The 19,226-nt window shown below is 68.9% G+C and carries 17 protein-coding genes and 1 pseudogene; 6 read left to right on the top strand and 12 right to left on the bottom strand.

Features of this window, described 5'->3' with window-relative positions:
• Window positions 1-18: 18 nt before the first annotated feature.
• Complete coding sequence (locus tag C1I97_RS07130; RefSeq protein WP_111002378.1) at window positions 19-507, bottom strand: Zn-ribbon domain-containing OB-fold protein; 489 nt, start codon at window positions 505-507, stop codon at window positions 19-21.
• A gap of 1 nt (window position 508) precedes the next feature.
• Entirely contained in the window at window positions 509-1,711 is a 1,203-nt protein-coding gene (locus C1I97_RS07125; RefSeq protein WP_146608173.1) for a thiolase C-terminal domain-containing protein, read from the bottom strand.
• Window positions 1,712-1,920: 209 nt separating this feature from the next.
• Between C1I97_RS07125 and C1I97_RS07120 the strand changes: the two genes are divergently transcribed.
• The 5 genes from C1I97_RS07120 to C1I97_RS07100 all read left to right on the top strand — a co-directional run bounded on the left by C1I97_RS07120 (window position 1,921) and on the right by C1I97_RS07100 (window position 6,721).
• Window positions 1,921-2,577: a MaoC family dehydratase gene (locus C1I97_RS07120; RefSeq protein WP_220040805.1), complete on the top strand. Its 657-nt coding sequence runs from the start codon at window positions 1,921-1,923 to the stop codon at window positions 2,575-2,577.
• Window positions 2,570-3,493, top strand: coding sequence for an HpcH/HpaI aldolase/citrate lyase family protein (locus tag C1I97_RS07115; RefSeq protein WP_111002375.1), 924 nt, complete (start codon window positions 2,570-2,572; stop codon window positions 3,491-3,493). Before C1I97_RS07120 ends, C1I97_RS07115 begins: the two co-directional genes overlap by 8 nt.
• Window positions 3,490-4,737 (top strand): CaiB/BaiF CoA transferase family protein, encoded by a 1,248-nt coding sequence (locus tag C1I97_RS07110; protein ID WP_111002374.1) that lies wholly within the window; start codon window positions 3,490-3,492, stop codon window positions 4,735-4,737. The genes C1I97_RS07115 and C1I97_RS07110 overlap by 4 nt, the downstream gene beginning before the upstream one ends.
• Complete coding sequence (locus C1I97_RS07105; protein ID WP_220040803.1) at window positions 4,727-5,230, top strand: MaoC family dehydratase; 504 nt, start codon at window positions 4,727-4,729, stop codon at window positions 5,228-5,230. The genes C1I97_RS07110 and C1I97_RS07105 overlap by 11 nt, the downstream gene beginning before the upstream one ends.
• Window positions 5,231-5,299: 69 nt before the next feature.
• Entirely contained in the window at window positions 5,300-6,721 is a 1,422-nt protein-coding gene (locus C1I97_RS07100; protein WP_111002373.1) for an MmgE/PrpD family protein, read from the top strand.
• A gap of 62 nt (window positions 6,722-6,783) precedes the next feature.
• Here C1I97_RS07100 and C1I97_RS42645 read toward each other — a convergent pair.
• Window positions 6,784-6,909, bottom strand: a pseudogene (locus C1I97_RS42645) (hypothetical protein); the annotation flags it as partial.
• 869 nt (window positions 6,910-7,778) lie between these two features.
• Here C1I97_RS42645 and C1I97_RS07090 point away from each other — a divergent pair.
• Window positions 7,779-8,396, top strand: coding sequence for a hypothetical protein (locus C1I97_RS07090; protein ID WP_220040802.1), 618 nt, complete (start codon window positions 7,779-7,781; stop codon window positions 8,394-8,396).
• Window positions 8,397-8,556: 160 nt separating this feature from the next.
• Here C1I97_RS07090 and C1I97_RS07085 read toward each other — a convergent pair whose 3' ends face one another.
• From C1I97_RS07085 to C1I97_RS40620, 9 genes are all read right to left on the bottom strand, one after another.
• A complete protein-coding gene (locus C1I97_RS07085) occupies window positions 8,557-10,536 on the bottom strand; it encodes an oxidoreductase (RefSeq protein ID WP_111002371.1) in 1,980 nt (659 codons plus the stop codon).
• Window positions 10,537-10,585: 49 nt separating this feature from the next.
• Entirely contained in the window at window positions 10,586-11,563 is a 978-nt protein-coding gene (locus C1I97_RS07080) for an ABC transporter substrate-binding protein (RefSeq protein WP_258382456.1), read from the bottom strand.
• 9 nt (window positions 11,564-11,572) lie between these two features.
• A complete protein-coding gene (locus tag C1I97_RS07075) occupies window positions 11,573-12,817 on the bottom strand; it encodes an FAD-dependent monooxygenase (RefSeq protein WP_111002369.1) in 1,245 nt (414 codons plus the stop codon).
• A gap of 3 nt (window positions 12,818-12,820) precedes the next feature.
• A complete protein-coding gene (locus C1I97_RS07070) occupies window positions 12,821-13,849 on the bottom strand; it encodes a cupin domain-containing protein (RefSeq protein ID WP_181446612.1) in 1,029 nt (342 codons plus the stop codon).
• Between the two features lie 168 nt (window positions 13,850-14,017).
• Window positions 14,018-14,776, bottom strand: a complete 759-nt coding sequence (locus tag C1I97_RS07065; protein WP_258382457.1) for a GntR family transcriptional regulator — start codon at window positions 14,774-14,776, stop codon at window positions 14,018-14,020.
• A gap of 160 nt (window positions 14,777-14,936) precedes the next feature.
• Window positions 14,937-16,118 carry an ABC transporter ATP-binding protein gene (locus tag C1I97_RS07060; RefSeq protein ID WP_111002366.1) on the bottom strand — a complete coding sequence of 394 codons (1,182 nt, stop codon included), beginning with the start codon at window positions 16,116-16,118 and terminating at the stop codon, window positions 14,937-14,939.
• A gap of 13 nt (window positions 16,119-16,131) precedes the next feature.
• Window positions 16,132-17,925 carry an ABC transporter permease gene (locus C1I97_RS07055; protein ID WP_111002365.1) on the bottom strand — a complete coding sequence of 598 codons (1,794 nt, stop codon included), beginning with the start codon at window positions 17,923-17,925 and terminating at the stop codon, window positions 16,132-16,134.
• 9 nt (window positions 17,926-17,934) lie between these two features.
• Window positions 17,935-18,984, bottom strand: a complete 1,050-nt coding sequence (locus tag C1I97_RS07050; protein WP_111002364.1) for an ABC transporter substrate-binding protein — start codon at window positions 18,982-18,984, stop codon at window positions 17,935-17,937.
• A gap of 28 nt (window positions 18,985-19,012) precedes the next feature.
• On the bottom strand, window positions 19,013-19,226 hold a 214-nt coding region (locus C1I97_RS40620; RefSeq protein WP_220040801.1), incomplete at its 5' end, for a hypothetical protein.

The following is a 19,226-nucleotide window of genomic DNA, read 5'->3' as shown; positions in this document are numbered from 1 at the left end:
AAGTACTCCTTGTGATCGTCACTCACAGTCGTGGACAAATCCGTAGACGGTCGCCCCGTCGGCCGCGTCGAGCAGCACCGCCCGCACCGGCGTACCCGGCGTCAGGGCCCGGCCACAGTCGCAGATGATCCGGCCGGGCAGCCGCACGCCGACCTCCATGTCGACCGCGCCCGTCAGGTACGGCGTCATGCTGCGCCACGGCTCGGGGAGGCTGACCCCGCTGGCGGGCAGCGTTGAGACCGTCTCAGGGGCCCGGATCGCCACGTTGACCGTGCCGTGCGGATCGATTGCCTCCCACGCGTACTCGTCGCTCAAGCACTCGTGGCAGTGCGTCGAGAGGGGGAACCGGATGGTCCCGCAGCCACCGCACCGCTGCAGCGAGAGGTGACCCTCGCGCAGCGACTCCCAGAAACCGGCGACGTCCGGGTGCACGTGCGGTGCCGGGCCCGGCGCCGCATCGATCCGCTCCAACGCGACCACGTCGCCACCTCCACGATGTCGTGCCATCTCAGCCCACCTGCTCGTTCGTGAACACCAGCGAGTCACCCCACGGGGTGCCCCATTGCAGCGACCGTGCGCCCTCGATCTGGCGCGGGCCCGCCTCGCCCCGCAGCTGTCGGACCATCTCGAGCATGTGCCCGTAGCCGTAAAGGTGGCCTTCGGCGAGACTCCCGCCGGAGGTGTTCATCGGCAGCGGCGAGTCCAGGCCGATGCCCTTCTCGCGACAGTAGGCGGCCGCTTCGCCGGCGGCACAGAACCCCCAGCGTTCGAGCGCCATCCAGATCTGGGGCGAGAAGGGGTCGTAGGTGTAGAACCCGTCCAGGTCGTCGCGGGCGATGCCCGCCATCTCGAGCACTGGGAAGGTCTTCGGGGCCACGTACTCGTAGCTCGCTCCCACTCCGGCGCCGAGACCCGGGCGGGAGAAGAACACGTAGTTGTCGCGCCCGGACTGGATGCCCTGCATCCCCGCGATGCGCACGACCGGGCGGCCCAGGTCGGCAGCACGCTCAGCCGTCGTCACGAGCAGGCAGGTCGAAGCGTCGACCATCTCGCAGATGTCGGACTGGCGCAGGGGCCCCATCAGCTCGGGCTCGCTCAGATACTGCTCGACGCTGAGCTCCTGGTCGCGCAGCACAGCCATCGGGTTGTTGCGGGCGAACTCGCGCAGCGTCACCGGGATCGTGGCCAGGTCGGCGGCCGTCGCACCGTAGCGGTCCATGTACTGCTGCGCGGCCAGTGCCGCGCCGGCGCCGGCGCCGGGCGTGCCATGGAGCGTCCAGTTCCCGTACGGTCCGCCGCCGTCGCGGAACGCCTCGTCCATCGACCCGCCGAGCGGCGTGTTCATCGGGGCCAGCTTGCGGGCGTAGCCCTGGCCGGCCACGTGACTGTTGATGACGGCGACCACATCGGCCACGCCGGTCGTCACAGCCATGGCCGCCTGCTGGACCGCCGTGGCCGTCCACCGGCCGTGGGTCCACAACTGGCTGACCCACGTGAGGTTGAGGCCGGCCGCCACCACGAACTCGTCGTAGTCGACTCCCCTTGGAGCGCCCCACGCGGTCACGATGCCGTTGACGTCCGCCTTCTCCAAGTTGGCGTCTCGCAGCGCCGCACGAAACGACTCGAACTGCAACCGCAGAGGGCTTCGGCCCGGATCCTTGCCGATGACGTCGCTCGTGCCCAAACCCACGACACAGGCATTCAATTTCACGCGCCGAGCTCCTCTCCCAGGACTGCGCCGTCCTGGTCCCGCTGATGTCATGGGGGTGGCGCCGTCGCCGTGCCGGAGCGCATCCATCCCAAAGCTGACTGAACAGCCAACTAGTTTTCCCTGTCAAGCCCTCACAGGTCTCGTAATGGGGCCAGATCCGCCACCTCGAGACCCCGCGCCGGCTGCTCCTCGAGGAGCGGTGAGAAAACTTGTTCGTTGACAAACTTCAATTTGCCGTCATGATGTTGTCCATGGAACCTCGACCCCGGCCGGATGCCGTCCAAGAGCCGCGCCGCGCCCGGCGAGCACGCGCCGATCTGCGAGAAGCACAGGGCGTAACCGACAAGGGCGCGCCTGACCTCGACTCGTTCCCGCTCATCGCCAAGGGCAACAAGTACGAGGACTTCGCGGTGGACCAGACGATGACGCACCACTGGGGCCGGACGCTGACGCGAGCCGACAACGTGGCCTTCTCCACCGCGACCTGTGCCTGGCTGCCGTTGCACCTCAACGTCGAGTACGCCCGCTCACAGGGCCACCCAGACATGGTCATCAACCCGATGCTGGTCCTGTGCACCACCGTCGGGCTGTCCGTCGAGGACCTCAGCGAGAGCGGCGGTCCCTTCCTCGGGATCGACGACTGCGTGTTCCTGCGCCCGGTGTACCCGGGAGACACCATCACGGCCAGCTCTCGCGTCGTTGAGATGCGGCCCTCCGCGAGCAAGCCCGGCGTCGGCATCGTCACCTGGCACACCACGGCGTGCAACCAGCACGGCGAACCGGTCATTGAACTCGTCCGAACGAACTTGGTCGCCGCACGCGGCGACGGTCCGTCAACTTCCAGCGCAAGGAAAGATCATGCCTAACAGCAGGCTTCGGCGAAGCGAGCTCTCCACCCCCGGGCACAGCCCGAAGATGATCGCCAAGGCGGCAGCCAGCGAGGCGGACCTGGTCTTTCTCGACCTGGAGGACTCCGTCGTGGCCTCTGAGAAGGTCGCCGCGCGGCGCAACATCATCGACGGCCTCAACGGCCTCGACTGGGGAAAGAAGACGCGTGCCTGCCGGATCAACCCCGTCAGCACCGAGTGGTGCCACGGCGACCTGATCGACATCGTTACCGAGGCCGGCCAGAATCTGGACGTCGTGATCATTCCCAAGGTGCTGGCTCCTCGCGACGTGTGGTTCGTCGACGACCTCCTGACCCAGCTCGAGACGCGGCTCGGGCTGGAGGTCGGCCGGATCGGCCTCGAAGTGCTGATCGAGGAGACCCAGGCCCTGGCCCGTGTCGAGGAGATCGCGTCCTGCTCGCCACGTCTGGAGGCGCTGATCCTCGGCGTCGGTGACCTGTCGGCGAGCCAGGGGATCCGCCTGGGCCACATCGGCGCTGCTGCTGAGGGCAAGTACGGCTACCCGGGCGATGTCTGGCACTACGCACGCAACCGCATGATCGGGGCAGCGCGGGCCAACGGTCTCGACGCCGTCGACGGGCCGTACGGCGCGATATCCAACCCGGAGGGCTACGAGCGCGAGGCATCCTGGGCGGCGACGCTGGGTGCCGTAGGCAAGTGGGCCATCCACCCCAGCCAGATCGCGATCGCGAACGAGGTCTTCGCGCCGACGCCGACGGAGATCGAGCGCGCCACCGCGGCTGTCCGCGCCGTCCGGGAGGCCGAGGAGGCCGGTCTCGGCGCCGCCTCGTTCCAGGGCATGATGATCGATGCCGCCACCGCGCGCATCTTCGACGCGGTCCTGGTCCGCGCCCGCCAATGCGGTGTGGCATGACGGTCGCTGCCGCCTCCGGGCCTCTGAGCGGGATCAAGGTGCTCGATCTCACCGCGATGCTCGCCGGCCCCTTCACGACCATGCTCCTGGCCGATCTCGGCGCCGACGTAGTGAAGGTCGAGCCCCCCTCGGGCGACCGGACTCGCGGGCTCGGCCCGCACCGCGTGGGCGACGACCCCGAACAGGCGCTGGGCGGGTACTTCCAGTCGGTCAACCGGGGCAAGCGCAGCATCGTGCTGGACCTGAAGAGCGAGGCGGGGGCGGCCGAATTCCTCCAACTGGTCCGTGTCGCCGACGTGGTCGTCGAGAACTTTTCCGCAGGCGTCATGGAGCGTCTGGGCCTGAGCTACGAGGCCCTTGCCGGGGTGAACCCCCGTCTCGTCTACGCGGCCCTCCGCGGCTTCGGGGACGCCCGGTCGGGAAAGAGCCCCTACGAAGCCTGGCCCGCCTTCGACATCGTCGCCCAGGCCATGGGGGGCTTCGCCGGCATCACCGGCCCCCTGGGGGGTCCCCCGCTGAAGTCGGGTCCGGGAATCGGGGACATCTTCCCCGGCACCCTGCTCGCACTGGGCGTGGCGGCCGCCGTGCGGCACGCGGAACGAACCGGCGAGGGCCAGTTCGTGGACGTCGCGATGTACGACGCCGTGCTGGCCCTGTGCGAGCGCATCGTCTACCAGCACTCGTACCTCGGCATCGTTCCCCGTCCCATGGGCAACGGACACCCCCTGCTGGCTCCGTTCGACATCATGCAGACCCTGGACGGATGGATCGCCGTCGCGGCGCCCAGCAACAACCACTGGAAGATCCTCGCCGAGGCCATGGAACGACCCGACCTCGTCGACGACCCTCGCTTCGTCGACAACGCGGCGCGCCTGGCCAACATCGCCGAGGTACGCCAACTCCTCGGAGAGTGGCTTGCCGGCCAGCCAACAGCCGCCGTCGTGGCTGCCCTCGGCGGTCGGGTGCCGATCGGACCGGTCAACGACGCGGCCGACATCTTCAACGACGAGCACGTCCGCCTCCGCGAGATGCTCGTGGAGGTGGAACAGCCCGGTTCCGACACGCCGGTGACGATCGCCGGCACCCCGATCAAGTTCAGCTCCACGCCATCCGGCGTGAGGGGACGAGGTCCCAAGCTCGGCGAGGACGACGCGTCCGCCATCCTCGACGAGTGGTCCGCATCGACGCTGTCCCCCGACCCGACGGATTCGCCCGCGACGGACGGAGACGACAGTGACGGTTGACCACAACCACGACCACACCCACAACCACGACTCGGTGCTCGGCCCTTGGGGCTGGTTCGAGGACTTCCACCCGGGCCAGCAGATGCGCCACTCGCGCGCGGCGACGGTCGGCGAGGTCGAAGGCAGCGGACCGGCCAAGCAGGTGATGAACACCGCGCAGGCCCACTTCAACGACCATTACCTCAAGGGGTCGCCCCTGGGCGACGGGCGCGTCGTGTTCGGCCTCGCCACGGCCTCCCTGGTCTACGGCCTGGTCTCGCAGGACACCGCCGAGCACGCCGTGGCCGAACTCGGGTGGTCGCGGCTGCGGTTCCGCGCACCGGTGCACCACGGAGACACCATCGAGGCCTTCACCGAGGTCGTCTCGGTCGCGCCCGGCAGCGACGACAGCGAGGCGGGCACGGTGGTGTTCCGGCACTGGGGACGCAGGCAGGACGGCGTCGTCGTCTTCGAGGGCGAACGGTCGACCCTCGTGCGGCGTCGCGGCTCGTGATCTCCGTGTCCCTGCGGACACGGGCTCGAGGCAGACAGGCAGGACAGTGATGCCGAGGAGGTACTCGCGATGAACGCTGAGGAAGTACTCGCGATGAACGGGTCGGACAGGGCTCGTGACGGTGCGAACGGGTCGCCCGAGCAGACGATCACGAGCCAGGTCATCGCGCGCGTCCGGAACATCGACCACCGCCGCGACGACGTGGTCACGAGCGCCCTGCACTGCATCCTCGACACCCTTGGGGTCGCGATCGGCGGTGTTCACGAGCCCGTGACCAGACACGTGCGGGGCGAGGCGCTCGACGAAGGCGGCGCGCCGCGCGCGACCCTGTGGGGCACCGGCGAGCGGGTGTCCCGGCCGCAGGCAGCCCTGGTCAATGGCACCGCCGCGCACGCCCTGGACTTCGACGACGTCAGCGCCCTCATGGAGGGCCACCCCTCGGCGCCCCTCCTGCCCGCCCTCCTGGCGGTCGCCGATGGCGCCGGCACCAGCGGCGAGGAACTCATCGCCGCATTCGTGGCCGGGTTCGAGACCGAGGCGATGGTCGGCCGGCTGATGTCGCCCTCGCACTACGCCCGCGGTTTCCACGCGACAGCGACCGTCGGCACCTTCGGAGCGGCGGCAGCCGGCGCGCACGTCCTCGGGCTGGACCAGCGCGCGTGGGCGCACGCCTTTGGGATCGCCGGATCGCGCGCTGCCGGCCTCAAGTCGATGTTCGGCACGATGTCCAAACCGCTGCAGGTCGGGATGGCGGCGGAGAACGGTCTGCGCGCCGCGACCCTGGCCGCCCGGGGGGTGACGGCACACCCCGACGTCCTAGGGACGGCTCAGGGCTTCCGCGACACCCAGTCCGACGCCGGCGGCACCGCGCCGGCCTGGGACTGGACCGGCCTCGCCATCACCGATGTCCTGTTCAAGTATCACGCCGCGTGCTATCTCACGCACTCGGCAATCGAGGGCGGGCTGTCCATGCGCGACGCCGGCGTGACGCCGGAGCGAATCGAATCCGTCGAGGTGCTGGTACCGGCCGGGCACCTACGGGTGTGCGACATCGCGGAACCCTCGACCCCGCTCGAGGGCAAGTTCAGCCTGCGGTTCACCACAGCCATGGCCCTCGTGACAGGCGACCTGAGCGAGCAGGCGTTCACCCCCGCCTCGCTCGCGGACCCGCGCGTTGTGGCGCTGCGCGACCGCGTCCGGGTGAGTGCCCGAACCGACAGCGACAGCCGGTCCTCCATCGTGAGGGTCACCTGCACGGACGGGACCGAGCGCGTCGCAGAGGTCGACGTCAACCGACCAACTCCCGCGAGCCAGCTGGACCGGCGCTGGGAGGCCCTGGTCGCCAAGTTCCACTCGCTCGTCGACCCCGTGATGAGCGCGGACGCCGCCGACCGCATCGTCTCCGAGGTCGCCGGGCTCGCCACCGCGGAAAGCGTCGAGCCCCTCCTACGCGCGCTCGCCGTGAACGCCGAGGACGTACCCGGCCGTTGAGCACGCCGACTTACTCGAACGAGCCAACGACGCAGGCGTGCGCGAACCCGTGAACGCGGGTGTCACTCGTGGTTGCCAGGCTGACCCCTGTGGACCCGCGCGCCGGGCAACCGGGCCTCGCCGCAGTCGCAGACGACCCTGCCGGGCAAGCGTGGGCCGCAGTCCAGGTCCACGGCGCCCGTGAGGTAGGGCGTGAGCTTCGGTGAACTTCACCTACAAGTTGTCTACCTGGTGACGCTGACTTGCGGTGATGTGCCCAATACCGTCTCTGAGCTGGGCAGATGAGTCTTTCAGTGTCTTTCAGGATTGTGCTGCGTTACGCAGTCGATTCTCCCCACGTGCTCCCCGGCGCCGCCCATACTCCCCAGATTCCCCCCAGGGATATCCCGTGTCGCAGGTGGGCGACCTGGGATGTCTGTTCGTCCGGCTCGCTGCAGCGGGCACGGTGAGTGACTACCGTCGGCGACTCGTGGAGTCAGCAGGTTCTTCGTCTGCTGGTGGTGCACCTGCCCGCGCGGCTTTGACCAGCATGAATGATGAGTTGTAAGTCCAGCGCTAGAGCCGCCGGTCCGTGTATGGTCCGGATCTTGGTCGTGGGTTGGTCGGGCCGGAGTGCGGCCACTCATACGGGCGCCGATGCTGGGGTGACGAGGAGCCGAGGGATGAAGTTGATGCGGCACTCTCGGCCGGTGCGGAGACCGGGGCCGCCGCCGTCGCCAAGGTGAGCCGGTGACGTTCGTCCTGAAGTTGTCCAGCTAGTGGACTGGACCTGCGACGATGCGGCTACATCTGTAGCTGACCTGCGCAGATGAGTCTTTCAGCGTCTTTCAGATTCGTGCCGCGTTACACAGCCGATCCTCCCCACGCGCTCCCCAGCAGGGCAGATACTCCCCAGATTCTCCCCAGGGGGTACCGACCTCACGGGCAGCGGTGCGACGAAAGCCAACCCAGCCGTAGGCACGTTGAGTGACTGCGGTGGACGAGCTGTTTTCAAGCAGCCAGCTCTGCCAATGCCAGTTGTCCCAGAAGAGACCAGGCGGCTCCGTAACCTGCCGCGATGGACGGCCGGGCCATGCGGATCGAGACCGTCGCCAACGCCCCTCGAAACCTGGGCTGCAACGCCCAGCTGCCGAAACTGGAGGAGCTGCAGGCCAAGGCCCGTGCGGCCAACCGCAGGATCTTGGATGCTGAACGTGTCGGTCAGGGCTGTGTCCTCGCGAGTCCAGCCTTCGAGCGGATCGCGCGCCCCGCCGTGGACGCGGAGGGGCGCAGGATGCCGGCCCTGCGGTTCAGTGATCCTCGGGTCATGGCCCTGACCGGCGCCCTGTGCCAAACGCTGCTCGTCGCGACCGGCTTCACCAACAAGAACCTGCGTGTCTTGATCGCCGGGCTGCTCGGCGGCGACTACCGCCCCGGCCAGATGACCTACGACCTGCGTCGACTACGGCTGGCCGGGCTCATCTGCCGGCTTCCGCACAGCAACCGCTACCAGCTCACCAGCGACGGCATCCGCATCGCGGTCTTCTACACCAAGATCTACAACCGGCTCCTCACTCCTCTCACCGCCGCCGACCAACCCCAAGCCCCGCCCGAGCTCCGGCAGGCCCTGCGCACTTTCGACCGCCACGTCGACAGCTATATCGACCGCGCCCGGCTGTCATCGTCGGCCTTCTGAAACCTGACACGGATGTGAAGAAGTTAGCGACCAAAGAGCGCTAGCCCTGGATGGCGCCGCCACCACCGTCGAACGGCAGGAGCGCGGGAGGGCTGATCCGGCCGGTGTCGGAAGGCGGGCAGGGACCGTCGGGCCCCTGCCCGCTTTGCGGCGCGCTCCCTCAGAGGCGGGAGCCGATACGGGCGCCATCGAGCGTGGCGTGCACCAGCCGGCGCGGTGCCAGGCAGTCGCCGATGCGGTAGAACTCGCCGCCGGTCTCGGGGAAGTCGACCGGCTCGGCACCGGTGGCGAACACGATCGAGTCGAAGCCGCCGAGCTCGGAGGTCTCCCCGGAGAAGACGTTCCGCACCTGTGGGCGCTCTCCTCCCTTGACCAGCTGGGTGAGGGCTTCGACCCGCACGCGTTTCTCCAGCAGCCGCTTCGTCAGCAGGTGCAGGATCGACGGCTCGGCGGCCTGCCCGGGCAGGATGCACTCCGACAGCAGCACGACTCGCTTGCCGCGGCTGGCCAGCAGGTCGGCGGCGGCAAGTGGCGCGAGGTGGTCGTTGAGGCCCCCGACGACCAGCACGTTCTCGCCGAGCTCTGCCGGGTCCGTCTCAAGGATGTCCAGGGCGGTGTACACCCGGGTCTCCTCCAGGCCGGGCACGTTCGGGACGGCGGGGACCGCCCCGGTGGCGGCGACCACCGCGTCCGGCGCGAGCTCGGCGACGGACTCGGGGGTCACCTCGAAACCGAGCCGCACCTCCACCCCGGCCTCCGCCACCTCCCGTGCGAGGTCGTCGATCAGCGAGGCCATCTCCCGGCGGTGCGGGTCGCGGGAGAGCAGGGTGATCTTGCCGCCCAGCACCTCCTTCTTCTCCGCCAGCACCACCGAGTGGCCCCGGCTCGCCGCGGTGCGGGCACACATCAGACCGGCGGGGCCGCCGCCCACCACCAGGACCCGCTTGCGCCTGGTGGGGGCGGGCACGTTCAGCTCGCTCTCCCGGCCCGCCCACGGGTTCACCGGGCAGGAGGAGACCCGGTCGGGATAGTGGCACTCGTTGATCCCGATGCACTTGTGGATGCGGTCCGCCTGTCCGGCCGCGGTCTTCTTCACGAACTCCGGGTCGGCTATCAGGGCGCGGGTGGTGCCCACCAGGTCCGCAACGCCCCGCCGGAGCACGTCCTCCATCAGAGCGGGATCGTTCATCCGACCTGTCAGGATCACCGGCACGGAGACCGACTCCCGGACGGCGGCTGCGGCGTCGGCGTTGAAGCCGGGCGCGTATTCGCTGGAGGCGACGTAGGGGAGCACCACGCCGTCGTGCAGAGCGCCGATCGTTCCGGCCGTGATGTTGACGTACGCCAGGGAGGACTCCACGGCCGCCACGACGGCCCTGATGTCGTCCGTGGTCAGCCCGCCGGGGTTGGCCTGCAGGCCGCTGATGCGCATCCCGATGGGGAAGTCCGGTCCGCACTCCTGGCGGATCGCCTCGAGCACCTCGGTCAGGAAGCGCATCCGGTTGTCCAGGGAGCCGCCGTACCGGTCCGTGCGGTGGTTGGTGGACGGCGAGAGGAACTGCTCGATCAGGTAGCCATGGGTGGCGTGCACCTCGACGCCGTCGAAGCCGCCCCGCTGGATGCGCGAGGCGGACCGGGCGAACAGCCGCACCACCCGCTCCACCTCGGAGGTGGTCATCTCGCGCGGCTGGGAGCGGACGTGCGGGTCCGGTATGCCGCTGGGCGAGACCATCGCCTGGAAGGTCTCGGGCAGCCGGATGGAGCCGCGGTTGGCCACCTGTCCGAAGCACAGCGCTCCGTGCCGGTGCGCGATCTCGGCGCGGGCCCGCAGCGGCGGCAGCAGAAGGGCGTCGTAGAACTCCCGGCCTTCGTCCGTCTCGGGGTCGGCGGTGCCGTCCAGGTCCCGGGCGGAGATTTCGTCGAGCTGCCCGGGGGTGACGTAGGCCAGGGTCGAGATGGCCTCGTGGAGGACTGGTATGCCGACCATCCCGACCCCGCCCGCGACTCGGGTCTCCAGGTACTTCAGGTAGCGCTCCTCGCTCATCTTCGGGTTGTGGGTGGTGAGCATGATCCGGTTGCGGACCGTTCTGCCACCGATGGTGAAGGGGCTCAGGAGCGTTTCGAACTCACCGCTGCTCATCGGCTTCTCCAAACTGGTAGGTCACATGTGGCGCACCCGCGGCGGGCCACTACACGACGAAGCTCTCGTGGGTCTCCGGCGCGAACAGCTCCTCCGGGGCCAGCAGCCGCCCGGTGAGTCCCTGGTCGTGCAGGTAGCGCAGGAAGGCCGTCAGACAGGCGTGGTTGGGCGCCAGGCCGTAGGGCCAGATGTCTTCGCCCATGACCTTGCGCGCCGACTGTGCCGCCAGATGGCCCCACGGCAGCATCCCGGCCAGCGCGACGGTCTCGTCCAGTGCCCGGTCGGCCAGCTCCTTGGCTTGGTGGAAGGCGTCGGTCAGCGTCCTGGCGAGCCAGCGGTCGCGCTCGTAGACGTCCCGCCGGAGCACCACGGTGTGCATGATCGGGAAGATCCCGGTCCGCTCGAAGTACTCCTTCTCGGCTGTGGCCGGGTCCGCCCACAGCCGGCGCACCCGGTGTGTGCCGTCGGCGAAGTGGCGGGGCATTCGCGCGGTGTAGAGCGCGTCGATCTCACCGACCGCCAGCATGTCGGAGAGGTTCTTCTCCGCCGGGATCGGCGCGATGTCCACGCCGGGGACGGAGATGGCCAGCTTCTCGATCCGGCCGGGCTCCAGCAGCCCCCCGGTGCGGTAGGAGACCGAGTCCACCGGGAGGCCGTAGTGCTCGGCGAAGATGCCGCGCATCCACACCGCAGCCGTCATCTGGTACTCGGGGATACCGACGGTCTTCCCCTTCAGCTGCGCGGGGTGGGTGTAGTCGCTGTCGGCGTTGACGTACACCGCGTGGTGCCGGAAGGTACGAGAGGGGAACACCGGGATCGCCACGAACGGCCGGTCCCGCTCCAACGTCAGCGTGTACGAGGACAGCGACATCTCCGAGGCGGAGAACTCGCCGTGTCGCGCCATCCGGAAGAAGATCTCCTCGGCGCTCAACGGCAGCCAGGTGAGATCCACCCCGGGGACGCGCACTCGGCCGTCGGCGAGCGCCGCTGTGCGGTCGTAGGGCCCGCAGGCCACTGTCAGGTTCACGGTCACTTCTCACACCTCGGCGTAGACGTCGAGCCGGGCCGGGGGCTGCGGAGCGGGTGCTCCGCCGGTGCCGTAGAGCCACTCGGCGAGCGTGTAATCGTTCCTTTGCAGGGAACGGAACGCGAAGTCGCGGAGGACCGCGCCGACCCCGCCCAGGTGGACCATCTCCCCGAAGAAGCGGGTGTTGTGCTGCACCGCGCTGGCCCTCGGGAAGCGGACTTCCTCGTACTCCTTGAGCGCCGTGACCGGATCGTCCGGAGCGTCGGCAAGAGCGGCGGCGAGGGCGACGGCGTCCTCCATGGCCTGGCCGGCGCCCTGTGCGAGGTACTGGCGCATGGGGTGGGCGGCATCGCCCAGCAGTGCGATGCGACCCTGCGCCCAGCCGGCCATGGGCCTTCTGTCGAACTGCTCCCACCTCTTGCCGAGGTCCAGGTTCCGCAGCGCCTCCTGCACGGGGTCGCAGGCGTCGGCGAACTTCTCGAAGAGCTCCTCCGGAGTGCCCCAGGTGTCGCTGCCCGGCTCACCGCGGTCGCTTCGGAACGAGGCCACCCGGTTGAGTAGTTCCCCGCCGTGGATCGGGTACTGCATCAGGTGCAGCCCGTCGCCGGCGTACAGGGTGACCGCGTCCTCCACCCCCTCGGGCCGGGGGCCGGGGCCGCGGTAGATGACGTACCGGGAGACGACCGGCTCGCTGTCGTCGAGCACCAGGCGGCGGACGGCGGACCGCAGGCCGTCGGCGCCCACCACCACGTCGGCCGAGTGGCTCGACCCGTCGGCGCAGGTGACGGTGGCACCGCGCGCGTTCTGCTCGACGCCGACGACCTCCTTGCCGATGGACGCCTTCACCAGCCCGGTGCTGAGGCTGCCCTCCAGCAGCGCGTCGAGCAGGTCGGCGCGGTGCATGACGGTGTACGGCGCCCCGAACCGCTCGGCGAGCTCCCACCCGAACTGTGCCTCGTACAGCTCCCGGCCGGTGTAGGCGTCCAGGATCACGAACCGCTCCGGGAGCACGGCGGTGCGCAAAACGCTGTTCAGCACGCCGAGTTCGCTGAGCACTCGCCCGGCGTTCGGCCCGAGCTGCAGCCCGGCCCCGATCTCCTTGATCTCCGGCGCCCGTTCCAGGACGTGCACCGACATGCCGCGCCTGGCGCACGCCAGGGCGGTGGTGAAACCGCCGATTCCGCCGCCGACCACGAGGACGTGCGGCCTGCCGCCCTTACCGGCCATGGTGACCTCACTTCTTGCGCTCGTCATCTGTCAGCCGACCTGTTCGCGGTAGAGACCGAAGGGCTCGAGCATCGGCCGGTCGCTCATGGAGAAGAGGGTGACGTCCGGGCTGTCGGCCGCCGCGATGTGCTCGTACCAGGTCCAGGAGGGGACGACGAAGAAGTCGTTCTGCTCCCAGTCGTAGCGCCTGCCGCCGATCACGCTGTGGCCCGAACCCCGGGTGACGCAGAAGACCGTGCTGGAGGTGTGCTGGCGACGGAGGGTGCGGCGCCCGGCGGGCAGCAGCTGCGTGGCACAGGCCAGGGTGGGCATCACCGGGCCGCCGGTCAGCGGGTTGGTGTGCTCGACGGTGACCCCGTGCTCCGGGTCGCCCTCCGACTCCCGCAGCCGCGCCAGGCTCTCCAGGGTGGCGGCGTAGGAGTACTTCATCAGGGGCGAGTGGGCTCGCTCGGGCCGGGGGCCGGCCGGTACGGTCCCGGCGCCGTACCGTGCCACGCTGTCGTCCTCGGGGACCCGCAGCGGCTGCATCCGCTTGCCCTCGAAGTCCTCGTAGAACTGGGCGTTCAGACCGCGGACGAAGGGAACGTCGAGGCCGTCGAGCCAGATCATGGGCTCGTCTCCCTCGTTGCGGTGGTCGTGCCAGGTCCAGCCGGGAGTGAGGACCAGGTCGCCGGGCTCCATCAGCAGCGGCTCGCCCTCGACGATGGTGTGACCCCGGCCGGCGAGCATCAGCCGGATCGCGGCGGGGGTGTGCCGGTGCGCGGTGGCATCCTCCCCCGGCAGGACCAGCTGGTATCCGGCGACCATGGTGTGCGTGGTGCCCCATCGGCGGGCGGGGTTGACGCCGTTGAGCGCCCGGCGCTCCGCCTCACTGCCCAGGTCGATGGTGCGGCCAGCCTCCTCCATGAGGGGGATCAGCTCCCGCCAGCACCACACGTGCGGGACCTCGGCCGGTTCGGGCTCCGGAGCGTCCGTGCCCGGGACCCGCCACAGGGGCACCACATGGGCCCCGGCCAGCCTCTCGTAAAAGTCCGCTCGGGACTCGGTTCGGTTGTCCACCGTCGTCATTTTTCTCTCCGCTTCTCCGGCTCCGGCGCCCGGCGCCGATTCTCCGAAAACTCCCTGGAATTCACCAGGAAAAGGTAGTGACTACCCCGCACACCCTTTCCAGAAAATAGAGAAGGGTCTGCTGTTTCGTTTGTTGCGCGTTACCGCAGCCGCGTTGTGTCAGCCTTTCTCAGGAACGAGCACCACACCTCCGTCGCTCCTGATATCCAATCGCGAACGCCATTCATAAAGATCACCGCGGTACCAGCTGTGCAGCACATCGATGGGGCTGTTCGCGGATTTCAGGATCCGTTTGGAGAACAGCACCGGTGCTCCCAGCTCCGTCTCCAGCTGCCTGGCCACCTCGGTGTCCGCCAGCTGCGCCGACACCGACTGCTCGGCCCCCTCCATGGCCACCCCGCCATCGTGCAGCAGGGACAGCAGTCCTTCGGTGCGTAGTCTCGGGTCCCGGGCGAAGTGCTCGATCTCCGGGGCCAGATAGTGGGTCGAGTAGACGAACACCGTCCCGCCGACGGTCCTCCGGTTCCAGATGACGGTGCCGGTCGCCCTCTCGGTGCCGAGGTCCACGCGGACCGAGGCGGGAAAGTGCGCCCCTATCTCCACCCCCACGTCATGGACGGGCATGCGCGGCGTACCGGAGATGAGGTCGAGCAAGGAGCCCCGGAAGACACTGCCGATCTTCTCTTCCGCGTCCGCGCAGACGAACGTCCCTTTCCCCTGCCGGCGGAACACCAGCCCTCGGGCGATGAGCTCGTCCACGGCCTTGCGGATGGTCGCCTTGCTCACCGAGAACTCGGCGACGAGCCGGTCCTCGGTGGGCAACACTTTTCCAGCCGGGTAGTCACCCTGGCGAATCCGCTGGTAGAGCACCCCGAATACCCGCTGATACAGAGGAGCGGGGGGTGGCGTGTGCTGCATCATACCCCTAGAGGATCATGGAATATTACGACCTTGAATAATAACAGCCCGATAAAATCGGTACAGTGGTGTACGGAATTCCTTCGGCGGGCGTTCCGGGAGAAAGGCGCCGCTCTCTCCCGGAACGCCGACGATCCGGTTGCCGGCACTGCCGTTCACCTCACCGCGCCAGCACCCGGACGTCGGACGGCGCGACCGAGAGCCGCACGGAGCCGCCCGTCTCCAGGGGCACGTCCCCCGTCGTCCAGTGCATGACCTCATGGTCCCCCAGGACAATCCGGCTGTCGGTGAAGGAGCCGTAGAACTCCGAGGTCCTCACCCTCCCCGGCCAGGAGTTCACTCCGTCCCCGGCACTGCCCAGGACCGTGCGGTCAGGCCGCCAGACCGCCGCGACCTCCTGCCCGGTCCGCAGGCCGTCCTGTCCGGTGGAGGCCTCGATCTCGCCCAGCGCGGTGGCGACCGTGATCCTCCCCTCCTCGATGCCCGTGACGGTGCCCTCCACCTCGTTGAGCTTGCCGATGAACCGCGCCACCCTGAGGTTGGCCGGCCTGAGATAGACCTCGCGCGGAGCGGCGACATGTGCCACGACCCCGTGGTCGATGACGGCGATGCGGTCAGCCATCCCGATCGCCTCCTCCTGGTCATGGGTGACGTAGATCGCGGTGAAGCCCAGGCGCTTCTGCATCTCCCGGATCTCTGCGCGCAGCTGGTCGCGCACCCGGGCGTCGACGTTGGACAGCGGCTCGTCGAACAGGACGATCCCGGAGTCCTTGACCAGCGCCCGGGCCAGCGCGACGCGCTGCTGCTGGCCGCCGCTGATCTGCGCGGGGTACTGCTCCGCCAGGTGCGCGATGCCCACCATCTCCAGCACGCCCATGACCCGTTCCCTGACCTGGCTCCTGGACAGGCCCTTGTGATGGCCCGTGGTCAGCGGGTAGGCGACGTTCTTGAAGATGGTCATGTGCGGCCACAGCGCGTACGACTGGAAGATCATGCTGACGTCGCGCTGCTCGGGCGGTATGAAGACACCGTCCTCGGCGGAGGAGAGGATCTTCCCGTGGCTCTCGATGACCCCGGCGTCGGGCTTCTCCAGACCCGCGATGCACCTCAGGAAGGTGCTCTTTCCGCAACCGCTGGCACCGAGCAGCACCAGCACCTCCCCCTCGGCGACGTCCAGGGTGGTGTCGTCGACGGCGGGCACCATCTCCCCGTCGCTGCGGCGGTACATCTTGCGGACGCCCCGGATCCTGAGCGCCGGCTCCGGACCGGCCGGGGCCGGGTGGTGCGCGGAGGCCTCGAGGGCCGTGACGTCGTCCGCGCCCAGGGATACGACATTCGCCATGGCGGCTCTCCTTCTAGGACTGTTGACGGTTTCTGCGTGCCTGCCACATCGAGGTGGCGCTCAGGACCACCGCCACCATCAGCATGGAGACGAGGGACACGAAGAGGGCCAGCGCGGCCAGTTCGGCGTATCCGCCCCCTCCTTCGAAGATGGCCAGGAGCTGGAAGCCGATCACCGGTGTTCCGGTGCTCGCCAGGAGGGCCGATGCCTCGACGTCCGCCATGATCCGGACGAAGATCAGCGTCCAACCCGCGGCCAGGCCCGGCAGCATCAGGGGGAGGTAGACGGATCGGAAGGTGCGCCCCTGCGAGGCTCCGGAGAGCGAGGACGCCTGCCCCAGTTCCGTGCCGACCTGGCCGACGGCGGCCTCCGAGGTGATGGACGCCTCCGGCATCGCAACCACCAGGAAGCCCATCAGCAGGATCAAGGAGGTACCGCCGAGGAAGAACGGCTCTCCGGCGAAGGCCAGCACCATTCCCACTGCGACGACGACCGGCGGGATGGCGGCCGGGACCTTGGACACGACCGCGGCGGCCTTCGCCACGGTTCCCGGGGAGCGCATCGACAGCCAGGCGATGCCGCCGCCGATTACGACCGCGACCGTCGCGGTGACGAGGGAGAACAGGAGGCTGTTCAGTACCGCCTCCTGGTTGGCGGGGTCAGTGAGGATCGACCAGAAGGACCCCAGACCGAAGTTCTTCCAGGAGGGGCTGCCCCAGTAGCCGTTGAGGGTGACCAGGGTCAGCGCACCCACGGGGAGAACCACGGCACAGAACAGGTACAGCAGCATCATCGCCCGGGCCGCCACGCGCAGCCGGCCCAGCGGGATGCGCTCGGTGCCCGATCCCTTGCCGCCGAGCACCGCCGCACGGCCGCCGCGCAGCGACCGCTGCTGGAGCAGCCAGATCGCGCCGAGCACCAGCAGTTCCAGGGTGCTCAGCCCGATCGCCGCGCCGGTCTGGGGCGGGTAGGAGGAGGTGAGCAGGTGGACGATCTGCACCGACAGCATCTGGATTCCCGCCGGCTCGGCGAGCACCACCGGAACCGAGAAGACCGCGAAGCCGAACCACACCGCCAGGAAGGCGGCGCTGAGCAGGCTCGGGCGCAGCGCGGGCAGCGTCACCCGTACCAGGGTGGTCACCACCCCGGCCCCGCACATCCGGGACTGCTCCTCCAGCCGGGAGTCCAGGTTGCGCAGTCCGGCCGAGACCACCAGGTAGACGAACGGGACGAGGGTGAGGGTGTAGACGCCGATGACGGTGTACCAGGAGTTGGCGGTGAACGGTCCCGAGGTCAGGTTCGCCCCGAACACCCCGTTGGCCACTGCGCGGATGGCCTTGTTGATGTACCCGGCGTTCGAGGACATCAGCAGCAGCCAGCCCACCGCCGTCGCGATGCCGGGCATCAGGAAGTTGACGACGGGCAGCACGTCGGTGAGCACGCCCATCCGGGCATCGGTCCGCTCGTTGAGCCAGGCGAAGGCCGAGCCGATCACCAGGGCCAGGACGACGGAGCTGCCGACCACGATGAACGTGTCGAGCAGGGTCTCACCCAGCTCGGGCAGTGCCAGGGTCTCGGAGATCGCCGAGAGGGTCAGTGTGCCGTCCACCCACACCAGGCCGAGGACGATCCGCAGCATCGGGTAGCCGATCAGCAGTGCCACTGCGGCCGCCATCAGCAGGACGACGAGGCGGAATGGGGTGACGGAGGCCGTGCGGCGCGGGGTGCGGGCCGGCGGCCGCGGAACCGGTGGAGGGTCTGCGGCCGCGGGGGTCCGCTCGGCGTCGATGACGGAGTTCTCGCTCATCGTGCCTGCTCACTTGCCGCCGTTGAGGATCTTGGCGACCTCTTCGACCTTGGCGGGCTGGTAGTACTCCAGGTTGGGGTGGAGCAGCGTGAACTCGGTCTCCACGTGGGGCGTGGCTATCGCGCTGTTGACGTCGTGCAGAGCCTGGTCGGCCTTCTTGGACAGGACGTAGTTGGCGAACAGCTTCTGGGCGTTGGGATGTCCGGGTTCGGGGTTGAGCGTGTAGGCGAAGGCCGGACCCGTGGCGCCGGGCTCCGGGAAGACGATGGTGACCGGCGCGCCCTTGGCCTTGGCGTTGTCGATGGCTGCCTTGCTGGCCACGCTCTGGATCGCGTACTGACCGGCGGCCAGCGACTCGGTGAGGCTGACCATGCCGCCCGGGTCGGGGAAGATCTTCTGCTTGCTCAGGCTCTCCAGGAAGCCGTCGACGTTGTCGTCGATCGTGCCGTAGTAGGTGGCGTAACCGGCGCCGTCCTTGTGCGGGCCGTTCATCTTGCCCTTCCACTTGGGGTCGCCGAGGTCGGCCCAGGACTTCGGGTAGTCCTCCGGCTTCACCAGGTCGGTGTTGATGCCGATGCCGAGGGCGTCGACAATGTAGGGCGTGCCGGTGATCCCCTCGCTGTTGAGGAGCCACTTCTCCGGGTGGTCGGCCGGCAGCAGCCCGGCGTCCTTGAAGGAGGTGACGAGCCCTTCCTTGAGGGCCGTCTGGATGAACGGGACGTCGGCGTGCAGGATGACGTCGGCCGTCTTGGCTCCCGACTTCTTCTCGGTCGCGTACCGCGCCGACAGGTCGGGGCTGGTCGCTCTGAGGACCTTGACGGTGATCCCCTTGTGCTCCTTCTCGAACCCGTTGGCCAGCGCGTTGCACGAGTCGGGGGTCAGGGAACAGTAGAAGGCAACCTGGCCTTCCTCCTTGGCCGCGCTCTCCAGGGTCTCACCGGTGGCGGTGACCTCGCCGGCCTTCACCCCCGGTCCGCCTTTCCCGCAAGCGGAAAGCGCAGCCAGGGAGGTGAGGACGGCCAGGGTGAGCACACCGGTTCGGTGCAGGCGATACTCCATGGTCTAAACCTCTCGTCACGAGGCTGTTTCACAGCCGGTGTCGGTCTTTCAGTGCCGCGCCGTGTTCGAGCGGACTCGTTGCGGACGGCGGAGTCGGCACGATCGCTTGGGGAGTTCGGGGGGCGGCGCGGAGCGCCTCCTCATCGGCCAGTTCGTGGCAGCGGCCCTGTTCCAGCAGCTGGTGCAGCGGACCCTGCGGTGTGTCGACGGGGCCCGGAACCAGCCCCGTCACATCGATGACC

Source organism: Streptomyces sp. NTH33, assembly GCF_003236365.1.
In the GTDB taxonomy this organism is placed as follows: Bacteria; Actinomycetota; Actinomycetes; order Streptomycetales; family Streptomycetaceae; genus Streptomyces.
Note: the sequence above shows the minus strand (reverse complement) of the source record. Positions and strands in the feature narration are given on the sequence as shown.